21 protein-coding genes are annotated in these 21,795 nt (G+C 61.5%); 9 read left to right on the plus strand and 12 right to left on the minus strand.

All coding sequences use genetic code 11. The features are described from left to right. Window positions 1-50: 50 nt before the first annotated feature. Window positions 51-1,649, plus strand: a complete 1,599-nt coding sequence (locus tag FHT84_RS16915; RefSeq protein ID WP_183763225.1) for an ABC-F family ATP-binding cassette domain-containing protein — start codon at window positions 51-53, stop codon at window positions 1,647-1,649. Between the two features lie 9 nt (window positions 1,650-1,658). Here FHT84_RS16915 and FHT84_RS16920 read toward each other — a convergent pair whose 3' ends face one another. The 3 genes from FHT84_RS16920 to FHT84_RS16930 all read right to left on the minus strand — a co-directional run bounded on the left by FHT84_RS16920 (window position 1,659) and on the right by FHT84_RS16930 (window position 5,040). After that, window positions 1,659-2,537: an aldo/keto reductase family oxidoreductase gene (locus FHT84_RS16920; protein WP_112344374.1), complete on the minus strand. Its 879-nt coding sequence runs from the start codon at window positions 2,535-2,537 to the stop codon at window positions 1,659-1,661. Between the two features lie 124 nt (window positions 2,538-2,661). Continuing rightward, window positions 2,662-3,531: a DUF937 domain-containing protein gene (locus tag FHT84_RS16925; RefSeq protein WP_183763230.1), complete on the minus strand. Its 870-nt coding sequence runs from the start codon at window positions 3,529-3,531 to the stop codon at window positions 2,662-2,664. Window positions 3,532-3,666: 135 nt separating this feature from the next. After that, complete coding sequence (locus tag FHT84_RS16930; protein ID WP_113250972.1) at window positions 3,667-5,040, minus strand: glutamate--cysteine ligase; 1,374 nt, start codon at window positions 5,038-5,040, stop codon at window positions 3,667-3,669. A gap of 243 nt (window positions 5,041-5,283) precedes the next feature. Between FHT84_RS16930 and FHT84_RS16935 the strand changes: the two genes are divergently transcribed. Further along, the gene (locus tag FHT84_RS16935; RefSeq protein WP_112344377.1) at window positions 5,284-5,898 is read left to right on the plus strand and encodes a LysE family translocator; all 615 of its coding nucleotides are present in this window, start codon (window positions 5,284-5,286) and stop codon (window positions 5,896-5,898) included. Window positions 5,899-5,902: 4 nt separating this feature from the next. Here the strand turns inward: FHT84_RS16935 and FHT84_RS16940 are convergent, their stop codons facing one another. The 3 genes from FHT84_RS16940 to FHT84_RS16950 all read right to left on the minus strand — a co-directional run bounded on the left by FHT84_RS16940 (window position 5,903) and on the right by FHT84_RS16950 (window position 8,838). Further along, window positions 5,903-6,640, minus strand: coding sequence for a 16S rRNA (uracil(1498)-N(3))-methyltransferase (locus FHT84_RS16940; RefSeq protein ID WP_112344378.1), 738 nt, complete (start codon window positions 6,638-6,640; stop codon window positions 5,903-5,905). Window positions 6,641-6,708: 68 nt separating this feature from the next. Further along, a complete protein-coding gene (locus tag FHT84_RS16945; protein ID WP_112344379.1) occupies window positions 6,709-8,244 on the minus strand; it encodes an inorganic phosphate transporter in 1,536 nt (511 codons plus the stop codon). Between the two features lie 96 nt (window positions 8,245-8,340). Further along, the gene (locus FHT84_RS16950) at window positions 8,341-8,838 is read right to left on the minus strand and encodes an NUDIX hydrolase (RefSeq protein ID WP_181592416.1); all 498 of its coding nucleotides are present in this window, start codon (window positions 8,836-8,838) and stop codon (window positions 8,341-8,343) included. A 263-nt stretch (window positions 8,839-9,101) separates the two neighbouring features. Here FHT84_RS16950 and FHT84_RS16955 point away from each other — a divergent pair, with 263 nt between their 5' ends. Continuing rightward, the gene (locus FHT84_RS16955) at window positions 9,102-10,007 is read left to right on the plus strand and encodes a LysR substrate-binding domain-containing protein (RefSeq protein WP_112344381.1); all 906 of its coding nucleotides are present in this window, start codon (window positions 9,102-9,104) and stop codon (window positions 10,005-10,007) included. A 125-nt stretch (window positions 10,008-10,132) separates the two neighbouring features. Beyond that, a complete protein-coding gene (locus tag FHT84_RS16960) occupies window positions 10,133-11,296 on the plus strand; it encodes an adenosylhomocysteinase (protein WP_112344382.1) in 1,164 nt (387 codons plus the stop codon). 74 nt (window positions 11,297-11,370) lie between these two features. On the opposite strand, the gene FHT84_RS16965 is transcribed toward FHT84_RS16960, so the two are convergent. Both FHT84_RS16965 and FHT84_RS16970 read right to left on the minus strand, forming a co-directional pair. Continuing rightward, complete coding sequence (locus FHT84_RS16965) at window positions 11,371-11,961, minus strand: O-acetyl-ADP-ribose deacetylase (RefSeq protein ID WP_113250971.1); 591 nt, start codon at window positions 11,959-11,961, stop codon at window positions 11,371-11,373. A 22-nt stretch (window positions 11,962-11,983) separates the two neighbouring features. Beyond that, window positions 11,984-12,880 carry a LysR family transcriptional regulator gene (locus FHT84_RS16970; RefSeq protein WP_112344384.1) on the minus strand — a complete coding sequence of 299 codons (897 nt, stop codon included), beginning with the start codon at window positions 12,878-12,880 and terminating at the stop codon, window positions 11,984-11,986. Between the two features lie 120 nt (window positions 12,881-13,000). Between FHT84_RS16970 and FHT84_RS16975 the strand changes: the two genes are divergently transcribed. The 3 genes from FHT84_RS16975 to glcF all read left to right on the plus strand — a co-directional run bounded on the left by FHT84_RS16975 (window position 13,001) and on the right by glcF (window position 17,184). Continuing rightward, entirely contained in the window at window positions 13,001-14,440 is a 1,440-nt protein-coding gene (locus FHT84_RS16975) for an FAD-linked oxidase C-terminal domain-containing protein (protein WP_112344385.1), read from the plus strand. Further along, window positions 14,437-15,636, plus strand: coding sequence for an FAD-binding protein (locus tag FHT84_RS16980; RefSeq protein ID WP_112344386.1), 1,200 nt, complete (start codon window positions 14,437-14,439; stop codon window positions 15,634-15,636). Before FHT84_RS16975 ends, FHT84_RS16980 begins: the two co-directional genes overlap by 4 nt. A gap of 228 nt (window positions 15,637-15,864) precedes the next feature. Next, window positions 15,865-17,184 carry a glycolate oxidase subunit GlcF gene (gene glcF, locus FHT84_RS16985; protein WP_112344387.1) on the plus strand — a complete coding sequence of 440 codons (1,320 nt, stop codon included), beginning with the start codon at window positions 15,865-15,867 and terminating at the stop codon, window positions 17,182-17,184. A gap of 48 nt (window positions 17,185-17,232) precedes the next feature. Here the strand turns inward: glcF and FHT84_RS16990 are convergent, their stop codons facing one another. The 4 genes from FHT84_RS16990 to FHT84_RS17005 form a co-directional block, all read right to left on the minus strand. Next, a complete protein-coding gene (locus tag FHT84_RS16990) occupies window positions 17,233-17,580 on the minus strand; it encodes a hypothetical protein (protein ID WP_112344388.1) in 348 nt (115 codons plus the stop codon). Window positions 17,581-17,657: 77 nt separating this feature from the next. After that, complete coding sequence (locus tag FHT84_RS16995) at window positions 17,658-18,329, minus strand: porin family protein (RefSeq protein WP_183763233.1); 672 nt, start codon at window positions 18,327-18,329, stop codon at window positions 17,658-17,660. A 315-nt stretch (window positions 18,330-18,644) separates the two neighbouring features. Then, complete coding sequence (locus FHT84_RS17000; RefSeq protein ID WP_112344390.1) at window positions 18,645-19,346, minus strand: L,D-transpeptidase; 702 nt, start codon at window positions 19,344-19,346, stop codon at window positions 18,645-18,647. Window positions 19,347-19,562: 216 nt separating this feature from the next. Next, a complete protein-coding gene (locus FHT84_RS17005) occupies window positions 19,563-20,345 on the minus strand; it encodes a L,D-transpeptidase (RefSeq protein WP_112344391.1) in 783 nt (260 codons plus the stop codon). A 299-nt stretch (window positions 20,346-20,644) separates the two neighbouring features. On the opposite strand from FHT84_RS17005, the gene FHT84_RS17010 reads away from it, so the two are divergent. Beyond that, window positions 20,645-21,274: a DNA-3-methyladenine glycosylase I gene (locus FHT84_RS17010; RefSeq protein ID WP_112344392.1), complete on the plus strand. Its 630-nt coding sequence runs from the start codon at window positions 20,645-20,647 to the stop codon at window positions 21,272-21,274. A 23-nt stretch (window positions 21,275-21,297) separates the two neighbouring features. Then, window positions 21,298-21,792, plus strand: a complete 495-nt coding sequence (locus FHT84_RS17015; protein WP_246698555.1) for a hypothetical protein — start codon at window positions 21,298-21,300, stop codon at window positions 21,790-21,792. The last annotated feature ends 3 nt before the right edge of the window (window positions 21,793-21,795 follow it).

Consider the following 21,795-nt stretch of genomic DNA (forward strand, 5'->3'; position numbering starts at 1 on the left):
CATCTCGACCGCAATGCCGTTCAGCCTTGCCATCGAGGACATTCTTGCTCATGCCCATATCCATCGTTCTATCCAATCTTTCGTGGTCCACGCCTGACGGCCGGCCGCTCCTTTCCCATCTCGATCTCAGCTTCGGTGCCGAACGCACCGGCCTTGTCGGACGCAACGGCGTCGGCAAGACGACGCTGATCAAGCTCGTCTCCGGCGAGCTGCAGCCGCAATCCGGCAGCATCTTCTTCAGCGGTCGATTGGGGATTTTGCGCCAGAACGTGCAGGTGGAGGCGGACGAAACCGTTGCCGATCTCTTCAGTGCGAGCGAAGCCCTTGCCGTCCTGAAGCGGGCGGAAGCCGGTGAGGCGACGAATGAAGAGCTCGCCTCGGCTGACTGGACGCTCGAGGCGCGCATCGCCGCAGCTCTTGATCGTGTCGGCCTCGACGTCACCCCGGAAACACCTCTCGTGACACTGTCGGGAGGACAGCGCACGCGCTGCGGACTTGCTGCCCTCATCGTCGACGATCCCGATTTCCTGATCCTCGACGAACCCACCAACAATCTCGATAGGGACGGTCGCGCAGCTGTCATCGATCTGCTTGCCGGCTGGAGGGCAGGCGCCATCGTCATCAGCCACGATCGCGAATTGCTCGACACTATGGATGCGATCGTCGAACTGACATCGCTCGGTGCATCGCGCTATGGCGGCAATTGGAGCCAGTATCGCGAACGCAAGGCGCTGGAGCTCTCCGCCGCCGAACATGATTTCGCCGAAGCGGAGAAGCGTGTCGCCGAAGTGGAGAGAAGCGCCCAGACCGCCGTCGAACGGCAGGCAAGGCGGGACAAGGTCGGCCGGAAGATGGCGGCCAAGGGCGGTATTCCGCGCATCATGCTCGGCGGCTTGAAGGAGCGGGCCGAGATGACAAGCGCGGAGAATAAGCGCCTCGCCGAACGCCGCCGCGCCCAGGCTCTGCGGGATGCCGCTGCCGCGCGCGGGAAGATCGAGATCCTGCAGCCCCTGACCGTGAAACTGCCGACATCTGAGCTGCCGTCAAACAGGATCGTCCTCAAGATGGAGGGCATCACCGCCGGTTATGAGCCGGAACGGCCGATTCTGCGCGATTTCGATTTCGCTATTACCGGGCCGGAACGCGTTGCCGTCACCGGGCCGAACGGCTCGGGTAAGACGACGTTGCTGGCCTTGATATCAGGTGCGCTGGAACCGTGGAGCGGCACGGTGCGGGTCGTCCACTCCGCTCTGCTGGACCAAAGGGTCAGCCTTCTCGATCCATCGCCGTCGATTCGCGATAATTTCCGAAGGATCAACCCGGAGGCTGACGAGAATGCCTGCCGGGCGGCTTTGGCGCGCTTCATGTTTCGGGCCGATGCCGCGCTGCAGATCGTCTCCAGCCTCAGCGGCGGCCAGCTTTTGCGCGCCGGGCTTGCCTGCGTGCTCGGCGGCTCGGTGCCGCCATCTCTGCTGATCCTCGATGAGCCGACCAACCATCTGGATATCGATTCCATCGCGGCGGTCGAGGCCGGGTTGCGAGCCTATGACGGCGCGCTTCTGGTCGTCAGCCACGATGAGGTGTTTCTCGAGAATATCGGAATAGAGAGACGGCTCGAGCTGCCTGCTCGAACCGTCTCGGATCGGTGAGGGGGCGCGTCAGGCGTGGTTGGCGCCGGCGATGCGATCGAGTTCGGCGATCGCATCTTCCGGCAGCTTCAGCTCGGCCGCCGCGATGTTCTGCCTGAGGTGAGCAAGCGACGATGTGCCCGGAATGAGCAGAATATTCGGTGCGCGCTGCAAGAGCCAGGCGAGCGCCACCTGCATCGGCGTCGCCTCCAGACGCGCGGCGACATCGGAGAGCGCCGAGGACTGAAGCGGCGAAAATCCGCCGAGCGGGAAGAAGGGCACATAGGCGGTGCCTTCGCGGGCAAGCGTGTCGATCAGGGCATCGTCCGCGCGATGGGCGAGATTATATTGGTTCTGGACGCAGACGATCTCGGTGATCCGGCGACCCTCGGCGATCTGGTTGGCTGTGACGTTGCTGAGCCCGATGTGACGCACCAGGCCCTGCCGCTTGAGATCGGCCAGGATTGTCAGGGGTGCTTCGATCGACCCTTCGGCCGGACCATGTACATCGAACATGATGCGGATATTGACGACATCGAGCACGTCCAGTCCCAGGTTGCGCAAATTGTCATGCACCGCCTGTGTCAGTTCTTCCCGGGAAAAAGCCGGCAGCCAGGAGGCATCCGCGCCGCGCCGCGCGCCGATCTTGGTGACGATGACGAGATCGCCGCGATAGGGATGGAGCGCTTCCCGGATCAGCTGATTGGTCACATGCGGACCGTAGAAATCGCTGGTATCGATATGGTTGATGCCGGCGGCGATGGCTTCGCGCAGAACCGCGAGCGCAGTGTCATGATCCTTTGGCGGGCCGAAGACGCCGGGGCCTGCAAGCTGCATGGCGCCGTAGCCAAGCCGTTTGACCTTGCGGTCCCCAAGGGTAAAGCTGCCGGATTGATCGATACTGGACATGGCTATCTCCTTTCAAGATGAAAGCAGAAATAGGCTCAGCTTCGGTGTGTGATAAGCGGGCGCAATGCGCACGGGCTGTGCGGAATTGCGAACAATCGATGGGGTCGGAAGTGGCGACCCGCCGTCACTCCTGTTTGGATGCCGGCTTGTCCTGCGTGTTCAAATAGCTGTCGAAGATCGCTTCCATGTTCTTCTGATAGCTCTTCTGCACTTCCAGGCCGCTGTCGAACATGGCGTTGAACATTTCGGTATAAGCGGCCATGTCAACGCCGGCGGCAGGCTTGGCCTTTGGCTCTTCCTTCGGCGGCTCCGCCGGCATCGGGAAGTTCTTCATCATGTCCTGGAAAGCCTTGGCAAAGGGATTGTCGAGAAACGGATTGGTCGGCGCCGGCTTCTCGCGCTTGACCGAATCGGCGCCGAACATCAGCTCCATCGCCTGGGTGAAGGGGTTATCGAAGATGCTTGCCTGCGGCGTCGGCTGCTGCTTGGGCGCAAAGCCGATGCTCTGCAGCCAGCCCTGCATCATTTCGCCCATATCGGTGTTGAGGAAGGGATTGGCCATCTGCGGGATCTGGCCGCTGGTTTCCTTGAAGAGACCGCCCATCAGCGTATCCGCCATGGCCGGCAGCATGCGCTTGTAGATCTCCTGGCCTATGCCGGTCATCTGCGCAGCCTGGGCAGCGACCGCGCGGGAAACCTCCTTCGAGCCGAACAGCCTTCCGAGCACCGCATTGCCGTCGGCAATGCCCTCGGGCGTAAAGGCCTTGGTCATGTCCTCGAAATATTTGGCATAATTGCCGGACGAGATATCCCGCATGACGCCGACGAAATTGTAGGGATCGGTGGCGCTGCGCTTGAAGCCGGAGGAAAAGGCCGGCATCACCGCGGCCATCGCTTTCGTCGCCTGCTCCTGCGCCAGATTGAACTGCTTGGCCATGGCCTCCGTGGCGGCGCCGTTCTGTGCCTGCATCATCATGTCGAAGAGTGGCAGCATCGAAGTCCCTTTCCCCGCTATGAGGCCGCTTCGGAATCAGGCGGCGCTTGATTCCGATAGTATAGCGGAAAAAAGAGAGCGCATACCGGTTTCTGCCGTCCTCTCACCGAGACGATGACAGCAGCCGACCGGCTATCAGTACTGATATTCCTCGAAGATCGGTTCGACCGACTGGTTCCAGCGGCCGTTGTAGAGCATCAGCAGATCGTCGGCGAGCGTGCCCTTCTTGGCGAGCACCTCATCGAGCGGCGAAAGGAAGACGGTTTCATCCTGCCCGTCGCCGTTCAGGCGATTGCGATTCTTCAGGCCGAGGCGGGAAATGCCGACCACTTCGCGTGCCACGTCGAGCAGGCCATGGCCTTTGATCGCCGCCTTCAGGCCCTGTGTCGGCACCACGTTCCGCAGCGCGTTGACCTCTTGGAAGTTCCAGTCCCTGGTCAGCTCGTCGGCGGCCGCCAGTGCCTCGTCGTCATAGAGCAGGCCGACCCAGAAGGCCGGCAGCGCACAGATGCGGCGCCAGGGGCCGCCATCCGCGCCGCGCATTTCGAGGAAGCGCTTGAGGCGGACATCGGGGAACAGCGTCGAGAGATGGTTTGTCCAGTCGCCCATCGTCGGTTGCCAATCGGCGATCTCGCCCTTCAGCGCACCGTCCATGAACTGGCGGAAAGTGACATGCGTACAGTCGTGGTAGCGGCCGTCGCGAACGACGAAATACATGGGAACGTCGAGCGCCCACTTCACATAGTCTTCAAAGCCGAAATCGTCGCGGAAGGTGAAATCGAGCAGGCCGCCGCGGCGGTTGTCTGTATCTTTCCAGATTTCGCCGCGCCAGGAGGAAAGCCCGTTCGGCTTGCCATCGGTGAAGGGCGAGGAGGCGAAAAGCGCCGTTGCCAGCGACTGCAGCTTCATCGAGACGCGCATCTTGCGGCGCATATCCGCTTCCGAGGAGAAGTCGAGGTTCACCTGGATGGTGCAGGTGCGGTACATCATGTCGAGACCCATGGTGCCGACCTTCGGCATGTAGCGTGTCATGATCTCGTAGCGCGATTTCGGCATGCGCGGCGTTTCGGCGAGCGTCCATTTCGGGCTGCCGCCGATGCCGAGGAAGCGGATGCCCATCGGCTCGGCGATTTCGCGCACCGTCGCTAGATGGGCATTCGATTCTTTGCAGGTCTGGTGAATGGTTTCGAGCGGCGCGCCGGAGAGTTCGAACTGCCCGCCCGGTTCGATCGAGATCGCGCCCATGCCCGAGGGTTCACCGAGCCCGATGATGTTGTCACCGTCCATGATCGGATCCCAGCCGCACTTTGCCTGCAGCCCCTTCAAGAGCGCGGAGATACTGGCCTCGCCGAAATAGGGCACAGGGCTGTTGTCGGCGCGGAAGAACACGAATTTCTCGTGTTCCGTGCCGATGCGGAATTTCTCCTTCGGCTTGCTGCCGGCAGCCAGATAGGCCGTCATTTCCGAGACCGAGGAGAGCGGAGTCTGGTCGGTGGTATCGCGCGCCATGGTATTACCTTAGATCTCGGAGAAGAACCCGCGCAAGCCGCAGGTCAATAGGAGGGTGATTGACGCGGATTGACGTACGGTGCAAGTGAATTTCTTTCAAGGGTCGTTCAAAAAAATAGGATTTTGTGTCTCGCCAGTGCATCACAGCCGTGCCAGCCGCCGTCCTATTTGCACAAGCGTTCAAGACGTTTCGCCGTGAGCACGGATAGTTTTGCTTCGATTGACATCAAGCGGAGCATATCGATGAACGGCCCGAACGCGCTTTACTATCCCATATTGACTTTGCTTCTGGCCTCGCTGGTCATCATGGGAAGCCCAGGCCCTTCGACGATCAGCGCCACTGCGATGGGAGCGGCCTATGGCTTCCGGCGCTCGCTCGGTTATGTCTCCGGCCTAATCGCGGGCACTGTGGCGGTCTTGCTGGCCGTGGCCGCCGGCGTCGTTGCGATCCTGCTGTCGGTGCCGCATGGTGCCTTCCTGCTGACGGCGGTCTCGGCCGTCTATATCCTGTATCTCGCCTTCAAGATCGCCACCGCGCCGCCGCTGTCGCGCCGCGACGATCGGGCTGCGGCTCCGGCCTTCTCCGGCGGCTTCCTGCTGGCGGTTGCCAATCCCAAGGCCTATCTGGCGATTGCTGCCGTCTTTGCCGGGGTCAGCCTGTTTCATGATCAGAGATTGCTCGACGCCGCCGTCAAGATCGTGCTGCTCACGGGAATGATCGTCGCAATCCACATGGTGTGGCTTCTTGTCGGCGCTTCGCTGTCCCGCTTTCTCCAAAATCCGAGGACCTCGCGGATCGTCAACATCTCGCTGGCGGTCCTGCTGGTCGTTGCGACCATCGTCGCTGTTTTGGAGTGAAGGCTCAGTCCCAGTCGCCTATGACAGCCTGGATGACCGCCATGGCGGCAACGGCGGCCGTATCGGCGCGCAAAATGCGCGGCCCCAGGGGAATGGCCGTGACGAAATCGAGGCTGCGCAGAAGAGCACGCTCCTCTTCCGAAAAGCCGCCTTCGGGGCCAACCAGCAGCGCCAGATGCTTCTCCTTCACCTGTGTCAGCAGCGGCAGCGGATTTTGGCCGGCATCGCCTTCGTCGCAATAGATGATGCGACGCTCGTGCGGCCAGCGGGCAAGCAGGTCGGCAAGCTTTACCGGCTCGGCCACGTCCGGGATGCCGAGAATGCCGCATTGCTCCGCGGCTTCGATGACATTGGCCTTGACCTTGTCCAGATTGGTGATCTTGCCCTGCACGTGCTGCGTCATGACCGGCTGCAGCAGGCCTGCACCCATTTCCACCGCCTTCTGCACGAGATAATCGAGCCGTCCGACCTTCAGCGGCGCGAAGAGATAGTGCAGGTCGGAGGGAGCGGGCTGCGGTCTCGTTTGCTCGGCGGGCGTCAGCAGGATGCGTTTGCGGGTTGGGAAGGAGATGCTTGCTTTCCACTCACCGTCGCGGCCGTTGAATAGAAGCAGTTCGGCGCCATCCTCCATGCGCAGCACGTTGGCGAGATAATTGAACTGATCCTGATCGGTCTCGATGGCGATGCCTGCCTTGATGTCTGCGGTCATGAACAGCCGCTGCATGCGGAAATTGGCGCGCATGAATTACCCCCGGAATTGCTTGGAACAATGAGATCGAGCGGTTCGCAGATCCGGTGAGCAGAACCGTCCTAAATGAAGAGCGCGACCATAACCCAATATACGGTGGCGGCAAGCAGGGCTGCGACCGGCACGGTGATCGCCCAGGCCGCGACGATGGTCATGAAATGCGAACGGCGCACCAGACGCCGCCGATGGATCTCGTCCGGATTGCGCTCATCCGTGATTTCCGGTTCAAGCCAGGGAATGCCCGCGGCTTCGGCCTTCTTGCGCATATAGTCAAATCGCCTCCTGGAGCGGACGGTGTACCACTCGCGAAAGAAGCCGACGCCGAAAACGGCGCCGACGGTAATGTGGGTCGAACTCACCGGGAAACCGAACCAGGCCGCGACGATGACGGTGAGCGCTGCGGATACGGCAACGCAATAGGCCCGCATCGGATTGAGTTTGGTGATCTGCTCGCCGAGCAGGCGGATGAGTCGCGGGCCGTAAAGCAGCACGCCGACGGAAATGCCGCAGCCGCCGATCATCACGACCCAGAAGGGCGCCTTCTGCGTGGTCGTCTCGGCAACCACGCCGAGCGAGCCGCCGAGGCCGATATCGCGCACGATCGCCGACAGCGGTCCGATGGCATTGGCGACGTCGTTGGCGCCGTGCGCAAAGGACATCAGCGCCGCCGAGCAGATCAGCGGCAGGCGGAAAAGCTTGCGCAGCGAGCTGTTCTTGTTTTCAAGCCCGAGGGATTGTGCCGCCACGAGCGGCCGCGCCGCCAGCCAGGCGCCCATGCCGACAATGATGCCGATCGCAAGGTTGAGGATATTGGGTATCGTGCCCTTGGGCTCGAGCTGAACCACGAGATAGCCCGAGAAAGCGCCGGCCATCAGACCGATCAGGATGGGGATCCAGTATCTGGCAGCGGCGATCTTGTCGTCGCGATAGACGATGAAGCTCTCGATGAAGAACAGGATGCTGGCAGCGATGGCGCCGCCAAGGAAAGGTGTCACGACCCAGCCGGCGGAGATCGCCGCGAGAAGGTTCCAGTTCACCAGTTCCGGGCCGACCGCTGCGGCTCCCGCGCCGACCACGGCCCCGACAATCGTATGCGTGGTCGAAACGGGCGCCTTCAGCCAGGTTGCGAAATTGATCCAGAGTGCCGCGGCGAGAAGTGCGGCCATCATCAGCCAGGCAAGCTTGCCGATACTGATGATACGATTGGTGTCGACGATATGCGCGGAGATGGTGTTGATGACGGGGCCGCCGGCAATCGTCGCGCCGAGGATTTCGAAAATGGCCGCCATGACCAGCGCCTGCGTCATGGTGATCGCGCGCGCGCCGACCGCCGCTCCGACATTGTTGGCAACGTCCTTCGCGCCGATGTTCATGGCCATGTAGCCGGCAAGGCCGACGGCGGCAAGGATCAGCGTCGCGCTCGGCTGGTCGAGCACGTAGATGCCGGCGAAGACCATGGCGAGGCCGAGGAAGATCAGGCCGATGCCCGGCGCCACGAGGCGCCTCGCGACGTGATGGGTCGCGTCCTCGACATAGGTGAACTTGTCGAGGTCCTTGTCGAGCGTCCTTTTTATGGGTGTGGCCGGTCGGTCGGGCATGCAATTCTCTGGGTCAAAACTCTCGTATTGCGCGGCGTGACGGGGCACGCAATATCCGCCATACACACTGGCACAGTTTTTTGTGACTAATGTGGCTTATTTCGCCTGGGTTGCGGCGGAAGCCGCCGTCATCCGCCGTGCGAAGGCGACGATGAGATCGCGCAGTTCCGGTTCGCGAACGCGTTCGGCGGCCACGTCGCAGGAGACCCACTCCAGGGAGCGCTCGCCTTTTTCCTTGAATTGCTTGGCGAGCTCGTTGACTTCGAGCGCATAGACCTGCACGCGGCATGGCACCTGAATGCCGTCCCTCAGCATCTTGTCGTAACCGAACGAGCCGAGCGGTTCCGTTTCCACAGTGCCGCGTACGCCGGCCTCTTCATAGGCTTCGCGGGCGGCGACCTCATGGGAAAGCTTGCCCGGCATGGGCCAGCCCTTGGGAATGACCCAGCGGCCGGTATCGCGGCTGGTCAGCAGCAACACTTCGAGATCACCCGTTTTCTTCTTCAATCGATAGCAAAGCGCAGCATATTGTTGTCGCGGCGGGCGCCGAAACATAAGCTGCACGTCATTCGCTATACGGTTGAGAAAGGCCAATTGTCGGATCACCTTTTGGGCTGGAGTGAAGCTCAGGTTGCATAATAACATCGGGAGGAAAAAAATTGCGATGCATATAATGCTATATGGTATTTCCCCACATATTTATTCAGTACTGCGTAGATAAAAAACAAAAGGTCTGTTTTCTGATATTCGCCAGCTGTTGTGCTGAAAACGACATTGAACAGCATTTTTATGCCGCAGATGGCGCAGTTGCTTGAACACCGTCGCTATCATACTGGGAAAAAAGATAAATTCTTGTCATGTCAGAACGCCTACCCCGACGCTTGCCACCTTTGAATGCATTGCGCGCTTTCGACGCGGTGGCGCGGCGAGGCAGCATTCTGAAGGCAGCCGACGAGCTTGGGGTCGTGCGCGGCGCCGTCAGACAGCAGTTGAATCTGCTGGAAGCCCATTTCGGCATGGCCTTGTTCCACCGGGAAAATGGGAGGCTGGTGCTGACGGCGAAGGGCAGGACTTTCGCTGATTCGGTCGGTGTCGCCCTTGGCATCCTGGCGCGGGCTGCGGCAGACCTATCGATCGAAGGCAGGCGGTCCATCCGACTTGGGGTCCCCTCGGCCTTCGCGGTCTGGTGGCTGATGCCGCGCGTCGCCGGCCTGCAGGCAGCGCTTCAGGATATCGATGTAGACATCGTGCCGATGGCAGCGGTGGAGCCTTTGGCCAAGCGGCCGGATCTCGAAGCCGTCATCATGGGCGGTGAATACCGGCCGACGCGTGATATCACCGCGATCCGCTTCATGGAGGATGAATTCGGGCCGGTCGCGACGCCGGCGCTCGCCGATGGCCTTGGTCTTTCAGCCGATGTCTCAGCGCTCGCCGGGGCTGTCGCGCTCGCAAGCCGTTCCGCCCCGAGCTTATGGCAGGATTGGTTTGCCGAAAGCGGTCACGCTCCCCTCCGCTTTGCCGGCAATCGCGAATTCGAGGATCTGCTGCTCGCGATCGGAGCCGCACGTTCCGGGCTTGGTATTGCCATCGCGCCGCGCACGGCGGTCGGTGAGGATATCGATCGGGGCACATTGATGGCGCCCTACGGCTTCATTCGAAGGCCGGCCGGCTACAGCCTCAGCATCCGCAGCAGCGATGTGAAGGATCCGGCTCTCATCCGGCTCGCCGATTGGTTGAGCAGGGCAGGGGCCGAAGGGGTTTAGCGAGGCACCTGCCCGATCGGATCCATATGGCAGATTTTCTGCCATGCGATGCATTGCAATGTCCATCGACAGCCAACCTCCAGCCATGCCAGATCGCATATGGAACCAGCCGGCAGGAGCGCAACATGGATCAATCCTCTTCTCTTTCCCGTATCGACTGGGTGGCGCGCAGTTGCCGGCTGCTGGCGGCCACGGCGGCGGAATTTCGCGACACCCGGCCCTTTGCCGGCCTGACCATCGGCACCGGCATCCATCTCGAGCCGAAGACGGTCGCGTTGCTGATGACGCTGCGCGCCGGAGGTGCTGATCTCGTCTGCACCGGCAATCTCAACAGCACGCAGCCGGAAACGGTCGACTATCTTCGTGCTCAGGGCATCAAGGTCTTCGCGACGCAGACCCGCGATCCCGAGGAGCACGGCGCAAGCCTTGATGCGATCCTGGCGGAAAAGCCCGATCTGCTGCTCGACAATGGCGGCGATCTCTTCGCTCGAGCAGCCGACACGCCCTATGCCAATCTGCTCGGCGGCACGGAGGAAACCACATCCGGCCGTACCCGGCTCATCCCGATGCGCGACAGGCTCGACATGCCGATCCTGGTCATCAATGACAGCCCGATCAAGCAATTCGCCGAAAACAAGCATGCCGTCGGCCAGAGCCTGTTCGAGAGCTATCTGCGTTTCACCAATCGCTCCACCAATGGCAAGCGCGTCACCGTCTTCGGCTATGGCGCCTGCGGCAAGGGCACGGCGGCGTGTTTTCGCAACGCCTTTTCCACGGTCAGCGTTGTCGATATCGATCCGGTTACGACGCTTGAGGCACATCTCGATGGCTTCTCGACGCCATTGCGCGAGGTAGCGATCCGCTCCGCCGATATCCTGATCACCGTTACCGGCTATCCAGATATCATCGCCGCAACTGATCTGCCTTTGATCAGGGACGGCGCGATCCTGATGAATGGCGGTCACTTCCCGCATGAGATCGATGCCGAAGGCTTCCGCAACAGCCCGGACGTCGCCGGTACCGACCGCTACGAAGCCGAGCAGATCGAGACGGTGCGTATGCGTGACGGCCGCACCTTCCATATTCTCGGCGGTGGCCACATGGCCAATCTGGCCGGGCCGCGTCCGTTGGGCAATACCATCGAATCCATGGATCTCGGATTTACGCTGCAGGCCCGTTGCCTGGAGCGGGTCGCCAAGGGCGGCCTCGGCGGCGAAGCCTGCGTCATTCCCGTTCCGGCCGATATCGACGCCTTGGTCGCCTCCGCCTATCTCGATCTGGCGCGCTAGAACGGTTCAGCTTTTCACGGAATCTCTGAACCGCTCTATCTCTTTGTTGTCTCGCAATTCCGGACGGAAAACCGCTACGCACTTGTCCTGGAATTGCGCTGAGCATCAGCTCCATCAAGCGCTTGCGGCAGCAATCGGTCGTAGAGCGCCGCCATGTCGTCACCGAAGCAGCAGAAGACGATCTCCTCGAAGGCGCCATCCTGGCTTTCGGCAAGGGTGGTGCGGATTGCGATTTCCGCTGCAGGCTCGGCGGGAAAGCGATAGACGCCCGTGGAGATCGCCGGGAAGGCAATGGTTTTGAGCCCGCGTTCCCGGGCAAGGCCGAGACTGCTGCGATAACAGCCGGCGAGCAGCGCCTCCTCGTCATGATCGCCACCATTCCAGACAGGGCCGACGGTGTGGATCACATGCCTTGCCGGCAAGCGATATCCCATGGTGATCTTCGCTTGTCCGATTCTGCAGCCATTCAGCGTCCGGCATTCGGCGAGCAGGTCCGGTCCGGCGGCGCGATGGATCGCGCCATCGACACCGCCGCCGCCGAGCAGGCTGCTGTTGGCCGCATTGACGATGGCATCGACCGGAAGCTTGGTGATATCGCCGAGAGCCACGGTGAAGCGTGTTGCGGCAGAGGCAACATCGGAACGAATGATCTCGGGCGCGGACACGACGATCTCCTCGATAGGGTTCTCATCGCTCCCAATAGGGAAGGGGGCCATAAAGTTCCGCGAGAAAATCGATAAAAACGCGTACTTTTGCCGGCAGGAACTGTCGGCTGGGGTAAACGGCCGAAAGCGTGACATTGTGCGAGCCTTCATAGGCCGGCAGGACCTGAACGAGTCGGCCGTTGCGCAGCTCCGGGCCGATATCCCAGGTCGAGCGCAGGGCGATGCCGAGGCCGGCGATGACCGCTTCGCGGATAACCTCGCTGGAATTGGTGATCAGCCTGCCCTCCGGCCGGAACGTCAGGCTGCCCTGCGGACCGTCGAGCCGCCAGGGATCGTGATTGTGCGCGGGGAGGCAGGTGTGACGGCGCAAATCCTCGATATCCTCGGGCATGCCATGCGCATCAATATAGGCAGGTGACGCGCAGAGCACTCGGCGCACCGGCGCGAGCCTGCGGGCGACGAGGCTGGAATCGGTGAGCTCGGCGATACGGATGGCAAGATCGAAGCCTCCGCCGACGATATCGACGAACTCGTCGCTCAGCACCAGATTGATTGCGAGGTCCGGATGGGCCTGCATGAAGGATTTCAGATGCGGCGCGATATGCAATCGTCCGAAGGATGTCGGGGCGGAGATCTTCAGCGTGCCGTGCATCTGCGAGGAGCGGCCGGCAATATAGGCTTCCGCCTCTTCCAGGCCGGCAAGAATGGCGAGCACGCGGTCGTAGAAACCCTGGCCGGCCTCCGTCAGCGAAATCTGCCGCGTCGTGCGCTGCAGAAGTCGGGTGCCGAGCCTGTCTTCGAGCCGCTTGATGCGCTTGGAAATGACGGCGGGCGAAAAACCGAGCGCGCGGCCGGTCAGCGACATGCTGCCCGTTGCGACGACGCTGGCGAAGATTTCGAGATCTCCTAAATTGGTCATGCACGATTATTTCCCGTTTTGGAATAAATGCTTATCATTTGCTCCAAACCTGGGAAAGCGCTAAGGCTGTAATGCGCTAAAAGGGGCTGCGTCCGACATCGGATGCAGAAGGAGGACGGTATGGCTGAGGCCATTTCATTTCTGGAGCCGCGTGCGGATGTTCTGGCTCGCCGCAGCGCTATCGTCGCCGATCTCACCGACCTTCTCGCGCCGGAATGCCTGATCCACGAGCCGCGCGAACTCGTACCCTTCGAAACCGATGCGTTCGTGTCCTATCGCCGCCTGCCGCTCGCCGTCGCCTTGCCGCGTTCGACCGCTGAAGTGTCGGCCGTGATGAAATATTGCCATCGCTATGGCATTCCCGTCGTTCCGCGCGGCGCTGGCACCTCACTTTCCGGCGGCGCCATCCCGCAGGAGGATGCCGTCGTTCTCGGGCTCTCCAAGATGAACCGCATCCTCGATATCGATTATGCCAATCGCGCGGCGACCGTGCAGGCAGGCGTGACGAACCTGCACGTCTCCGAAAGCGTCTCGGCCGATGGCTTCTTCTACGCGCCCGACCCGAGCTCGCAGCTTGCCTGCACCATCGGCGGCAATATCGGTATGAATTCCGGCGGCGCCCACTGCCTGAAATATGGCGTCACGACCAACAATCTGCTTGGCGTCAAGCTGGTGTTGACCGACGGCACCGTCATCGATCTCGGCGGCAAGGCGCTGGATGCGGCGGGCTACGATCTGCTCGGCCTCGTCTGCGGCTCCGAAGGCCAGCTCGGCATCGTCACCGAGGCGACGGTCAGGCTCATCGCCAAGCCGGAAGGTGCCCGGCCGGTGCTCTTCGGTTTCGACAGTTCCGAAGAAGCAGGCGCCTGTGTCGCCGATGTCATCGCCGCCGGCATCGTGCCAGTCGCGATCGAGTTCATGGACAAGCCGGCGATCGAGATCTGCGAAGCCTTCGCCAAAGCCGGCTATCCCCTCGATGTAGGGGCCTTGCTGATCGTTGAGGTGGAGGGGTCGGAGGCGGAAATGGATGACATGCTTGCGAGCATCGTCGCTATCGCCCGGACCCATCAGGTCAAGACGGTCCGCGAATGCCAGTCGGCGACGGAGGCGGCCCTGATCTGGAAAGGCCGCAAATCCGCTTTCGGCGCCACAGGACGCATCGCCGATTATATCTGCATGGACGGAACCGTGCCGCTCAGTCAGCTCTCTTATGTGCTGAAAAAGACGGGTGAGATCGTCGACGGCTACGGTCTGCGCGTCGCCAATGTCTTCCATGCCGGCGATGGCAACATGCATCCGCTGATCCTCTTCAATGCCAATGACCCCGAAGAGGCGGCCAAGGCGGAAGCGGCCGGCAACGACATCCTGCGGCTCTGCGTCGATGCCGGCGGCTGCCTCACCGGTGAACATGGCGTCGGCATCGAGAAGCGCGACCTGATGCGGCACCAATATGCCGATGTCGATCTCGCTCAGATGATGTCGGTCCGTGCGGCTTTTGATCCCGACTGGATCCTCAATCCTTCCAAGGTCTTCCCGCTCGACGGACGCAACGCCGCATGACCGAGTTTCATCCGAGAACGGAGGAGGAAGCCGCCTCCATCATCAGCGATCATGCGGAGCGTGGCGCGGCTCTCGCGATCGTCGGCGGCAACACGCGGTCCGGCTTCGGCAACGCGGTCGCCTCCGAAGCGGTTCTGTCGTCGCGCGATCTTGCCGGCACCGTCGCCTATAATCCGGGTGAGATGGTCATGACCGCGCGTGCGGGCACGCCGGTCGCGGAGGTCGAGGCCGCTCTTGCAGAGGCCGGCCAGATGATGGCCTTCGAGCCTATGGATCATAGGCCACTGATGGCGACCGAAGGCGAGCCGACGATCGGCGGCATTTTCGCGGCCAATGTCTCCGGCCCGCGCCGTTTCGTCAGCGGTGCCGCGCGCGACAGCCTGCTCGGCGTCCGCTTCGTCAACGGCAGGGGTGAGATCGTCAAGGCCGGCGGGCGGGTGATGAAGAATGTCACCGGTCTTGATCTTGCCAAGCTGATGGCCGGCTCGCACGGTACGCTCGGCCTATTGACCGAGGTGACCTTCCGGGTGCCGCCGAAGCCGAAGACGGAGGAAACGATCGTTGTCTCCGGCCTCAACGATGCGGAGGCCGCCAATGCCATGGCGGCGGCCATGGCCCTGCCGCTCGAAGTATCGGGTGCCGCCCATCTGCCGCTGACCGTCGCCTGGTCCTTCATCGACGGCACGATGCCGCAAGGGGAGGCGACAGTGCTGCGCATTGAGGGCCTTCCCGGTTCCGTCACGGTGAGGGCCGAAAAGCTGGCCGCAGCGATGGGCCGGCTCGGCCCCGTCAAACGTCTCGAAGAGGACGTCAGCCGCAGGCTCTGGCGAGAGATCCGCGATGTGAAACCCTATGCCGATGGCACGATGCGCCCGATCTGGCGGGCATCCGTCGCCCCCAGCATCGGCCACCAGCTTGTCGCGGCCCTTCGCCTGGAGGAGGGCGTCGATGCCTATTACGATTGGCAGGGCGGTCTTGTCTGGATGCGCATGGAAGCGGAGCCGGAGGGCGATATGCTCAGGCGCTATATTCACGCGCTCGGCGGTGGGCACGCAACCTTGATGCGCGCCACCCCGGCCCACCGCGCGACGACAGCGGCGTTCCAGCCGCAATCCGAAGCCGTGGCGCTGCTGTCTGCGCGCGTGAAGGAAAAGTTCGATCCGGCGGGAATTTTCAATCCGGGGAAGATGGGTTGATGCGGATGGAGTCTTTGGCTGGTTACCCCCTCACCCTAGCCCTCTCCCCGTGGGGGCGAGGGGACAACCCAATTCTGCGTGGCTTTTCACCGTCGACGATAAAGGAGTTGCGGTGTCGCCAACTCCTTCTCCCCTCGGGGAGAAGGTGCCCGACAGGGCGGATGAGGGGGCTTTGTACGAAGGAGCTAGCAATCGCCCATCCTTTGGCGCGAAAGTAGGGGAAGCCTGATGCAAACCAATTTCACGCCCGAACAGCTTGCCGATCCGCATGTGGCCGAATCAGAGGCGATCCTTCGCAAATGCGTGCATTGCGGCTTCTGCACCGCCACCTGTCCCACCTATGTGACGCTCGGCAATGAGCTCGATAGCCCGCGCGGCCGCATTTATCTCATTAAGGACATGCTGGAAAACGGCCGGGCCGCCGATGCCGAGGTGGTAACGCACATCGATCGCTGCCTGTCCTGCCTTGCCTGCACGACCACCTGTCCTTCCGGCGTCGACTACATGCATCTGGTCGATCACGCCCGGGCCCATATCGAAAATACTTACCGGCGACCGCTGATGGATCGGCTGACCCGCAATGTGCTGGCAGCCGTGCTGCCCTATCCCAGCCGTTTCCGGCTGGCCCTGCGGCTCGCAAACCTCGGCCGGCCATTCAAGGGTCTGTTGAGGCGCGTTCCGGCGCTTAAGCCTTTCGCCGCCATGCTCGATCTTGCGCCCCGCAGCATCCCGGCACCATCTACCTTTGCCAAACCCGCACTCTACGAGCCACAGGCGGAGCGGCGCGGTCGTGTGGCGATCCTGACGGGCTGCGCTCAGCCGGTGCTCGATCCCGAAATCAATGCTGCGGCGATCCGCCTGCTGACGCGCCTCGGTGTCGAGGTCGTCGTGCCGGAGGGGGAGGTCTGCTGCGGCTCGCTGGTTCATCATATGGGGCGCGAGGAACAGGCGCTTGGCGCCGCCCGCGCCAATGTCGATGTGTGGCTGCGCGAGATCGAGGCCGGAGGGCTCGACGCCATCATCATCACCGCGTCGGGCTGCGGCACGACGATCAAGGACTATGGGCATATGCTGCGCCTCGATCCCGCCTATGCCGACAAGGCGGCAAGGGTCTCGGCGCTTGCCAAGGACATCACCGAATATCTGGCAAGTCTCGATCTTCCCTCGCATATGCCGCGCGGCATCGCGGTCGCCTATCATTCCGCCTGCTCCATGCAGCATGGGCAGAAGATCACGATGGCGCCGAAACTGCTATTGAAGGCGGCCGGATTCACAGTGCGCGATCCGGCAGAGGGACATCTCTGTTGCGGCTCGGCCGGCACCTACAACATCATGCAGCCGGAAATTTCGGCAGAGTTGAAGGCGCGCAAGGTCAGGAACATCGAGGCGACGAAGGCCGATATCATAGCCACAGGCAATATCGGCTGCATCACGCAGATCGCGACGGGAACGGGCATTCCCATCCTGCATACGGTGGAGCTGCTGGACTGGGCCTATGGTGGCGAGATGCCCGCGAAGCTGAAGGGCCTGCAGCCGGCCGCTGCTTAGAGCAATTGCAGGAAAAGTGCAGAGCGGTTTTCCGTCCGGAATTGCGTATTAATGCAGCTTGTCCGGCGTGGGCAGGCGATGAGCCTGCCATTCGACTTCGAACCGATCGGCGGCAATTCGCGTCATGCTGATGCGGTCCTGCCCTTCCTCGAAGAAAATGCCATCCACCAGGCCGACAATACCATCGTAAAACGAGCCTTCGACGAGGCTGGTGATCCGCCGCATTTCATGTCCCACTGCAGTAAAATCGACAACCGACATGCATTGCCGGCGACCATCGGCAAACACGTCGATAAGCCGGGGAACATCGCCGGTGATGTCGACCTCGTAATAAACGATGACCGGCTCCTCGCTTTCCGGATGGATCCAGTCGCATCTGTAATAGGAAAAGCTCATGTGCTGGAATATAGCACATAATCCCCCGCGCCTGAACCGGTTTGGGGGATCGATCGCGAAGTTTGGCCGATCCGGCTTCAGAAGTTGAACGAGACGCCGAAGTTGAGCGCGTGGGTGAAGACCTTGGTCTTCAGCGTGTTGCCGCTGTCGATCGAAACATCGTTCACGAAGTTATAGTTACCCTTGTATTCGACGAAGGTCGACCAGTGCTTGGAGATCTGGTAGCTGACGCCGGCCTGTGCCTGCAGAGAAGCGCCGCCGAATTCGTAGTCGAAGGTGCGGCCGGAGGCGCGGGTGACTTCCACATGCGGCACGTTGATACCAGCGCCGAGGCCGACATAGGGCGTCCAGTTGCGGGCAGGGTCCTGGAAGCGGTAGAGCGCGTTCAGTGTCAGCATGTTCAAGCCGTCGGTGAACTCGAAGTGCGACCAGCCGGGCGTGTTGCCGAGATCGCCATAGACCTTGGCATGCGAGTAATCCAGCGACACGCCCCAGTTCGGTTTGTCGAGCTCATCAAGCCACCAGATGCCGCGGAAGCCGAAATAGGGAGGCATCTTGAAGGATTTGCCCGACCAGTTCGGGTCGAAATCGGCCCCGTCCGATGTGGTCACGTTGCTGCCGGTTGCACCCTGCACGCCGCCATAGGCGGAAAATTGCATCTCTGCAGAGGCAGAATTGGCGGCGAATATGAATGCTGAAATAGCAAGTGCGGCAAGCGCCGGCTGCGTAATGCGAACTGCACGATGCATATGAAATCCCCGAATGCCAAAGTGCTGCCATCTAAGCGCGCTTCCGTGACACTTCTATTGCAGTCATAGGGGCGCAGGCCCGGCTTAGGCGGGAAAACTGACGGTAAACTGAAGGGAATAAGCCGTTTTGCGGCGGGTCGGGACGATAAATTTGAGGCTGTAACACTGATGCAACACCGGCATTCGTGTCACTTGGCGCGGAATGGCGCATCCTCCGAGAAACGGGCGTCCTCGATCCGCATGATCGATGTCATGCCACGGTCTAGAACGCCCGTAAACTGATGTTCGAATTGGGGCGAGGAGATATCGCTCCCCTTAGCCGCCGAACAGGGTCCGCAGCACATCGACGCCGCGATCCTGATAGCTGACTTCGCCCTGCTTGTTGCCGGGGCCGACCACGATGACCTTGGTGCCGACGGGGACGCGTTCGTAAAGATCGATCACGTCCTTGTTCATCATGCGGATGCAGCCTGAGGACATGTTGAGGCCGATGCTCCAAGGCTGGTTGGTGCCGTGGATGCGGAAGGCGGTGTCATTGCCGTTGCGATAGAGATACATGGCGCGCGCGCCGAGCGGATTGTCCTCGCCGCCTTCCTGATAGGCCGGCAGCTTGCGGCCCTTCTTGGCTTCACGAACGATCATCTCCGGCGGCGGCGTCCAGCCCGGCCATTCCGCCTTGCGGCCGACCTTGACGACGCCCGACCAGCCGAAGCCATCGCGGCCGACGCCGATGCCATAGCGCCTTGCGCGATTATTGCCTTCGACGAGGTAGAGATACTTGTTGTTGGTGTCGACGATGACGGTGCCTGGCGCTTCGTTCGTCGCAAGCCGCACCATGCGCCGCTGGAATTGCGGTTTGACCTGGCCTTGCGGTTCCACGGCGACCCGGACCACATCGCCGCGCGTGGTCGGTGCTGCCGCATAGGGCGTGGAAGCGGTAAAGGCTGCTGCGTTCGATGCTGCAAGAAGACACGCCGCAACGACGCCTGTCGCCACGACCGATAGTGCTGCTCTCATATGGAATTCCCTCGTTGAAGTCGGTAGGAAACTACCGGAACCGACGAAGGGATCAAGATCAAAATACCCGATAGGCAGAAAGGCCTGGAAGAACCTCCCTCTCTTCTATCGCGGATCAGACTATAGTCTGAACTATAGTGGAGGCCTTTCAGGCGCGGCGAATACTGAGCTTTCGATAAGCAGTATCGCCGCGCAGGTCCAAAAGGCTGTTCTCGATCACATCACGATGACGCGAGTGCCGACCTTAACGCGGTTGTAGAGGTCGATGACGTCTTCGTTGCGCAGGCGGATGCAGCCGGAGGAAACGGCGCTGCCAATGGTCCAGGGCGCGTTGGTGCCGTGGATGCGATAAAGCGTGGAGCCGAGATACATGGCGCGGGCGCCGAGCGGATTGGCTTCGCCACCCTCCATATGCGCCGGCAGATAGTGGCCCTTGGCCGCTTCGCGGGAGATCATTTCGGCTGGCGGCGTCCAATCCGGCCATTCCTGCTTGCGAGTGACGGTATGAGCGCCGGCCCACTCGAAGCCGGGCTTGCCGACGCCGACGCCATAGCGGCGTGCCTTGCCGCCATCCATCACCAGGTAGAGGAAGCGGTTGTTGGTATCGATGACGATGCTGCCGGGTCTTTCCTTGGTCTGATAGTCGACGATCTGCGGCAGGAATTGCGGGTCGATCTGGCCACGGATTGCCGGGTACCGCGGGCGGGCCATGGCAACCTGCTGAACGACCGGGCGCGCGAACAGCCCGCGCGGCTGCACGACCTGGCGCACCTGCGGATTGGCCGGCTGCTCCATTCTGGGATCGGCGGCGCGGCGCGCCATCGGGCGGGGATAGACGACCGGCTGCACATTGCCGCCGCCAAGCTGCATCACCCAGGGGGCGGTCAGATCGGGACTGACGATGACGGGCGGGCGCGATTGATAGCGATCGTCGGCAAAGGCGGTTGAGGCAAGCAGGCTTAAGGCGCCCGCGGCAAACAGGACGGCATGTTTCATCATCGGACAAACTCTCTACATGGGCCGAAGATGGGCGCGAAGGCACCCGGTCGAAACCATGGTGCCACTTGCACGCGAGCGAATGGTAAACATCTATTCATCAAAATGCCGCGAAGCCGATAAAGCTTTATCAGGGTTACCGCCTGGTTTGGAAAGATGGTTTGCAAGTGGTAAATCTGGAATCGGAATGCGCGATCGTCGAAATGTGCTTACGATTTTAAGCGTTTGATTGATCTGGTTTTATCCGATATTTGCATACCGGTTTCCGGTAGCGCGCGCTGAAATAGGGACGAATCGCGAAAATGGCCGACACGGGCATCATCACCGGCGAAGATGGCAAGGACCGCTGCTTCTGGCACGGTAATCTGCCGGAATATCAGCGCTATCACGACGAGGAATGGGGCCGTCCGGTCGTCAATGACATCAGGCTCTTCGAGAAGATCTGCCTCGAAGGCTTCCAGTCGGGTCTGTCCTGGCTGACGATCCTGCGCAAGCGCGAGAATTTCCGCGCCGCTTTTGCCGGCTTCGATTTCGAGAAGGTCGCCAAGTTCGGCGAAGCGGATATCGAGCGCTGCCTTGCCGATGCCGGCATCATCCGCCATCGCGGCAAGATCGTCTCCACCATCAACAATGCCAATCGCGCCATCGAGCTGCGCGATGAATTCGGATCGCTCGCCCGCTATTTCTGGAGCCACGAGCCGACCGCTGCCGAGCGGCCCGAAGTCTTCGATCTTGCGCATCTTCGCGCCAATCCGACGACGGCTGCTTCCGTGCGGATTTCGAAGGATCTGAAGAAGCGCGGCTGGACCTTCGTCGGCCCGACCACGGTTTATGCCTTCATGCAGGCCATGGGCCTGGTCAACGACCACATCGAGGGCTGCTACTGCCGGAAAGAGGTGGAGGCGATGCGATGCGCATTGGTGCGGCCATGAGGGCGGCGCTTCTTGGCCTTTCCATGGCGGCGCTTGCGCTGTTTGGTTCCGCAGCGGCTCATGCCGAGGATGCCGCCCAGCAGCTGCCGCAGCTCGACCGCGGCGAAAAAGTGGAGAAGATCAGCCTTCCCGCGGTCCTCGAAAAGCTGACGGGCTGGACGAAGTTCGGCAAGGGCAAGGTCTATATACTGCCGCTGAAGAAGGGCCAGCATGTGCGGATCACCTTCAGCTCGAAAAGCAAATATGCCTATATGGCGATCTTCGATCTGTCGTCGAGCGAGGATGAATCTTTCTTCGGTACGGACGAGGATGGCAATACGGCCGATGTCACCGTCAACGAGGATACGACCTGGCTGATCAAGCCCTATTATTCGCGCGTCACTCGTCGGCGTGGCCTCGGTGCGCCTTACGAGATCCTCATCGATCCCAATCCGCCCGCCGCGCAGCAGGCGCCCGCCGATCAGCAGAAGGATCAGGGACCGATGCTGTTTCCGCCGCGCTCGAAACAGGGACAGTAGGGA

The sequence above is a fragment of the Rhizobium sp. BK289 genome, from assembly GCF_014193575.1.
Lineage (GTDB): Bacteria > Pseudomonadota > Alphaproteobacteria > Rhizobiales > Rhizobiaceae > Rhizobium > Rhizobium tropici_C.

Excerpts from the sequence above, each read along its gene's own strand:
- FHT84_RS16915 (WP_183763225.1), top strand. The coding sequence starts at position 51 with ATGCCCATATCCATCGTTCTATCCAATCTTTCGTGGTCCACGCCTGAC.
- FHT84_RS16920 (WP_112344374.1), bottom strand. The coding sequence starts at position 2,537 with ATGTCCAGTATCGATCAATCCGGCAGCTTTACCCTTGGGGACCGCAAG.
- FHT84_RS16925 (WP_183763230.1), bottom strand. The coding sequence starts at position 3,531 with ATGCTGCCACTCTTCGACATGATGATGCAGGCACAGAACGGCGCCGCC.
- FHT84_RS16930 (WP_113250972.1), bottom strand. The coding sequence starts at position 5,040 with ATGGCGCGCGATACCACCGACCAGACTCCGCTCTCCTCGGTCTCGGAA.
- FHT84_RS16935 (WP_112344377.1), top strand. The coding sequence starts at position 5,284 with ATGAACGGCCCGAACGCGCTTTACTATCCCATATTGACTTTGCTTCTG.
- FHT84_RS16940 (WP_112344378.1), bottom strand. The coding sequence starts at position 6,640 with ATGCGCGCCAATTTCCGCATGCAGCGGCTGTTCATGACCGCAGACATC.
- FHT84_RS16945 (WP_112344379.1), bottom strand. The coding sequence starts at position 8,244 with ATGCCCGACCGACCGGCCACACCCATAAAAAGGACGCTCGACAAGGAC.
- FHT84_RS16955 (WP_112344381.1), top strand. The coding sequence starts at position 9,102 with ATGTCAGAACGCCTACCCCGACGCTTGCCACCTTTGAATGCATTGCGC.
- FHT84_RS16960 (WP_112344382.1), top strand. The coding sequence starts at position 10,133 with ATGGATCAATCCTCTTCTCTTTCCCGTATCGACTGGGTGGCGCGCAGT.
- FHT84_RS16970 (WP_112344384.1), bottom strand. The coding sequence starts at position 12,880 with ATGACCAATTTAGGAGATCTCGAAATCTTCGCCAGCGTCGTCGCAACG.
- FHT84_RS16975 (WP_112344385.1), top strand. The coding sequence starts at position 13,001 with ATGGCTGAGGCCATTTCATTTCTGGAGCCGCGTGCGGATGTTCTGGCT.
- FHT84_RS16980 (WP_112344386.1), top strand. The coding sequence starts at position 14,437 with ATGACCGAGTTTCATCCGAGAACGGAGGAGGAAGCCGCCTCCATCATC.
- glcF (WP_112344387.1), top strand. The coding sequence starts at position 15,865 with ATGCAAACCAATTTCACGCCCGAACAGCTTGCCGATCCGCATGTGGCC.
- FHT84_RS16990 (WP_112344388.1), bottom strand. The coding sequence starts at position 17,580 with ATGAGCTTTTCCTATTACAGATGCGACTGGATCCATCCGGAAAGCGAG.
- FHT84_RS16995 (WP_183763233.1), bottom strand. The coding sequence starts at position 18,329 with ATGCATCGTGCAGTTCGCATTACGCAGCCGGCGCTTGCCGCACTTGCT.
- FHT84_RS17000 (WP_112344390.1), bottom strand. The coding sequence starts at position 19,346 with ATGAGAGCAGCACTATCGGTCGTGGCGACAGGCGTCGTTGCGGCGTGT.
- FHT84_RS17005 (WP_112344391.1), bottom strand. The coding sequence starts at position 20,345 with ATGATGAAACATGCCGTCCTGTTTGCCGCGGGCGCCTTAAGCCTGCTT.
- FHT84_RS17010 (WP_112344392.1), top strand. The coding sequence starts at position 20,645 with ATGGCCGACACGGGCATCATCACCGGCGAAGATGGCAAGGACCGCTGC.
- FHT84_RS17015 (WP_246698555.1), top strand. The coding sequence starts at position 21,298 with ATGGCGGCGCTTGCGCTGTTTGGTTCCGCAGCGGCTCATGCCGAGGAT.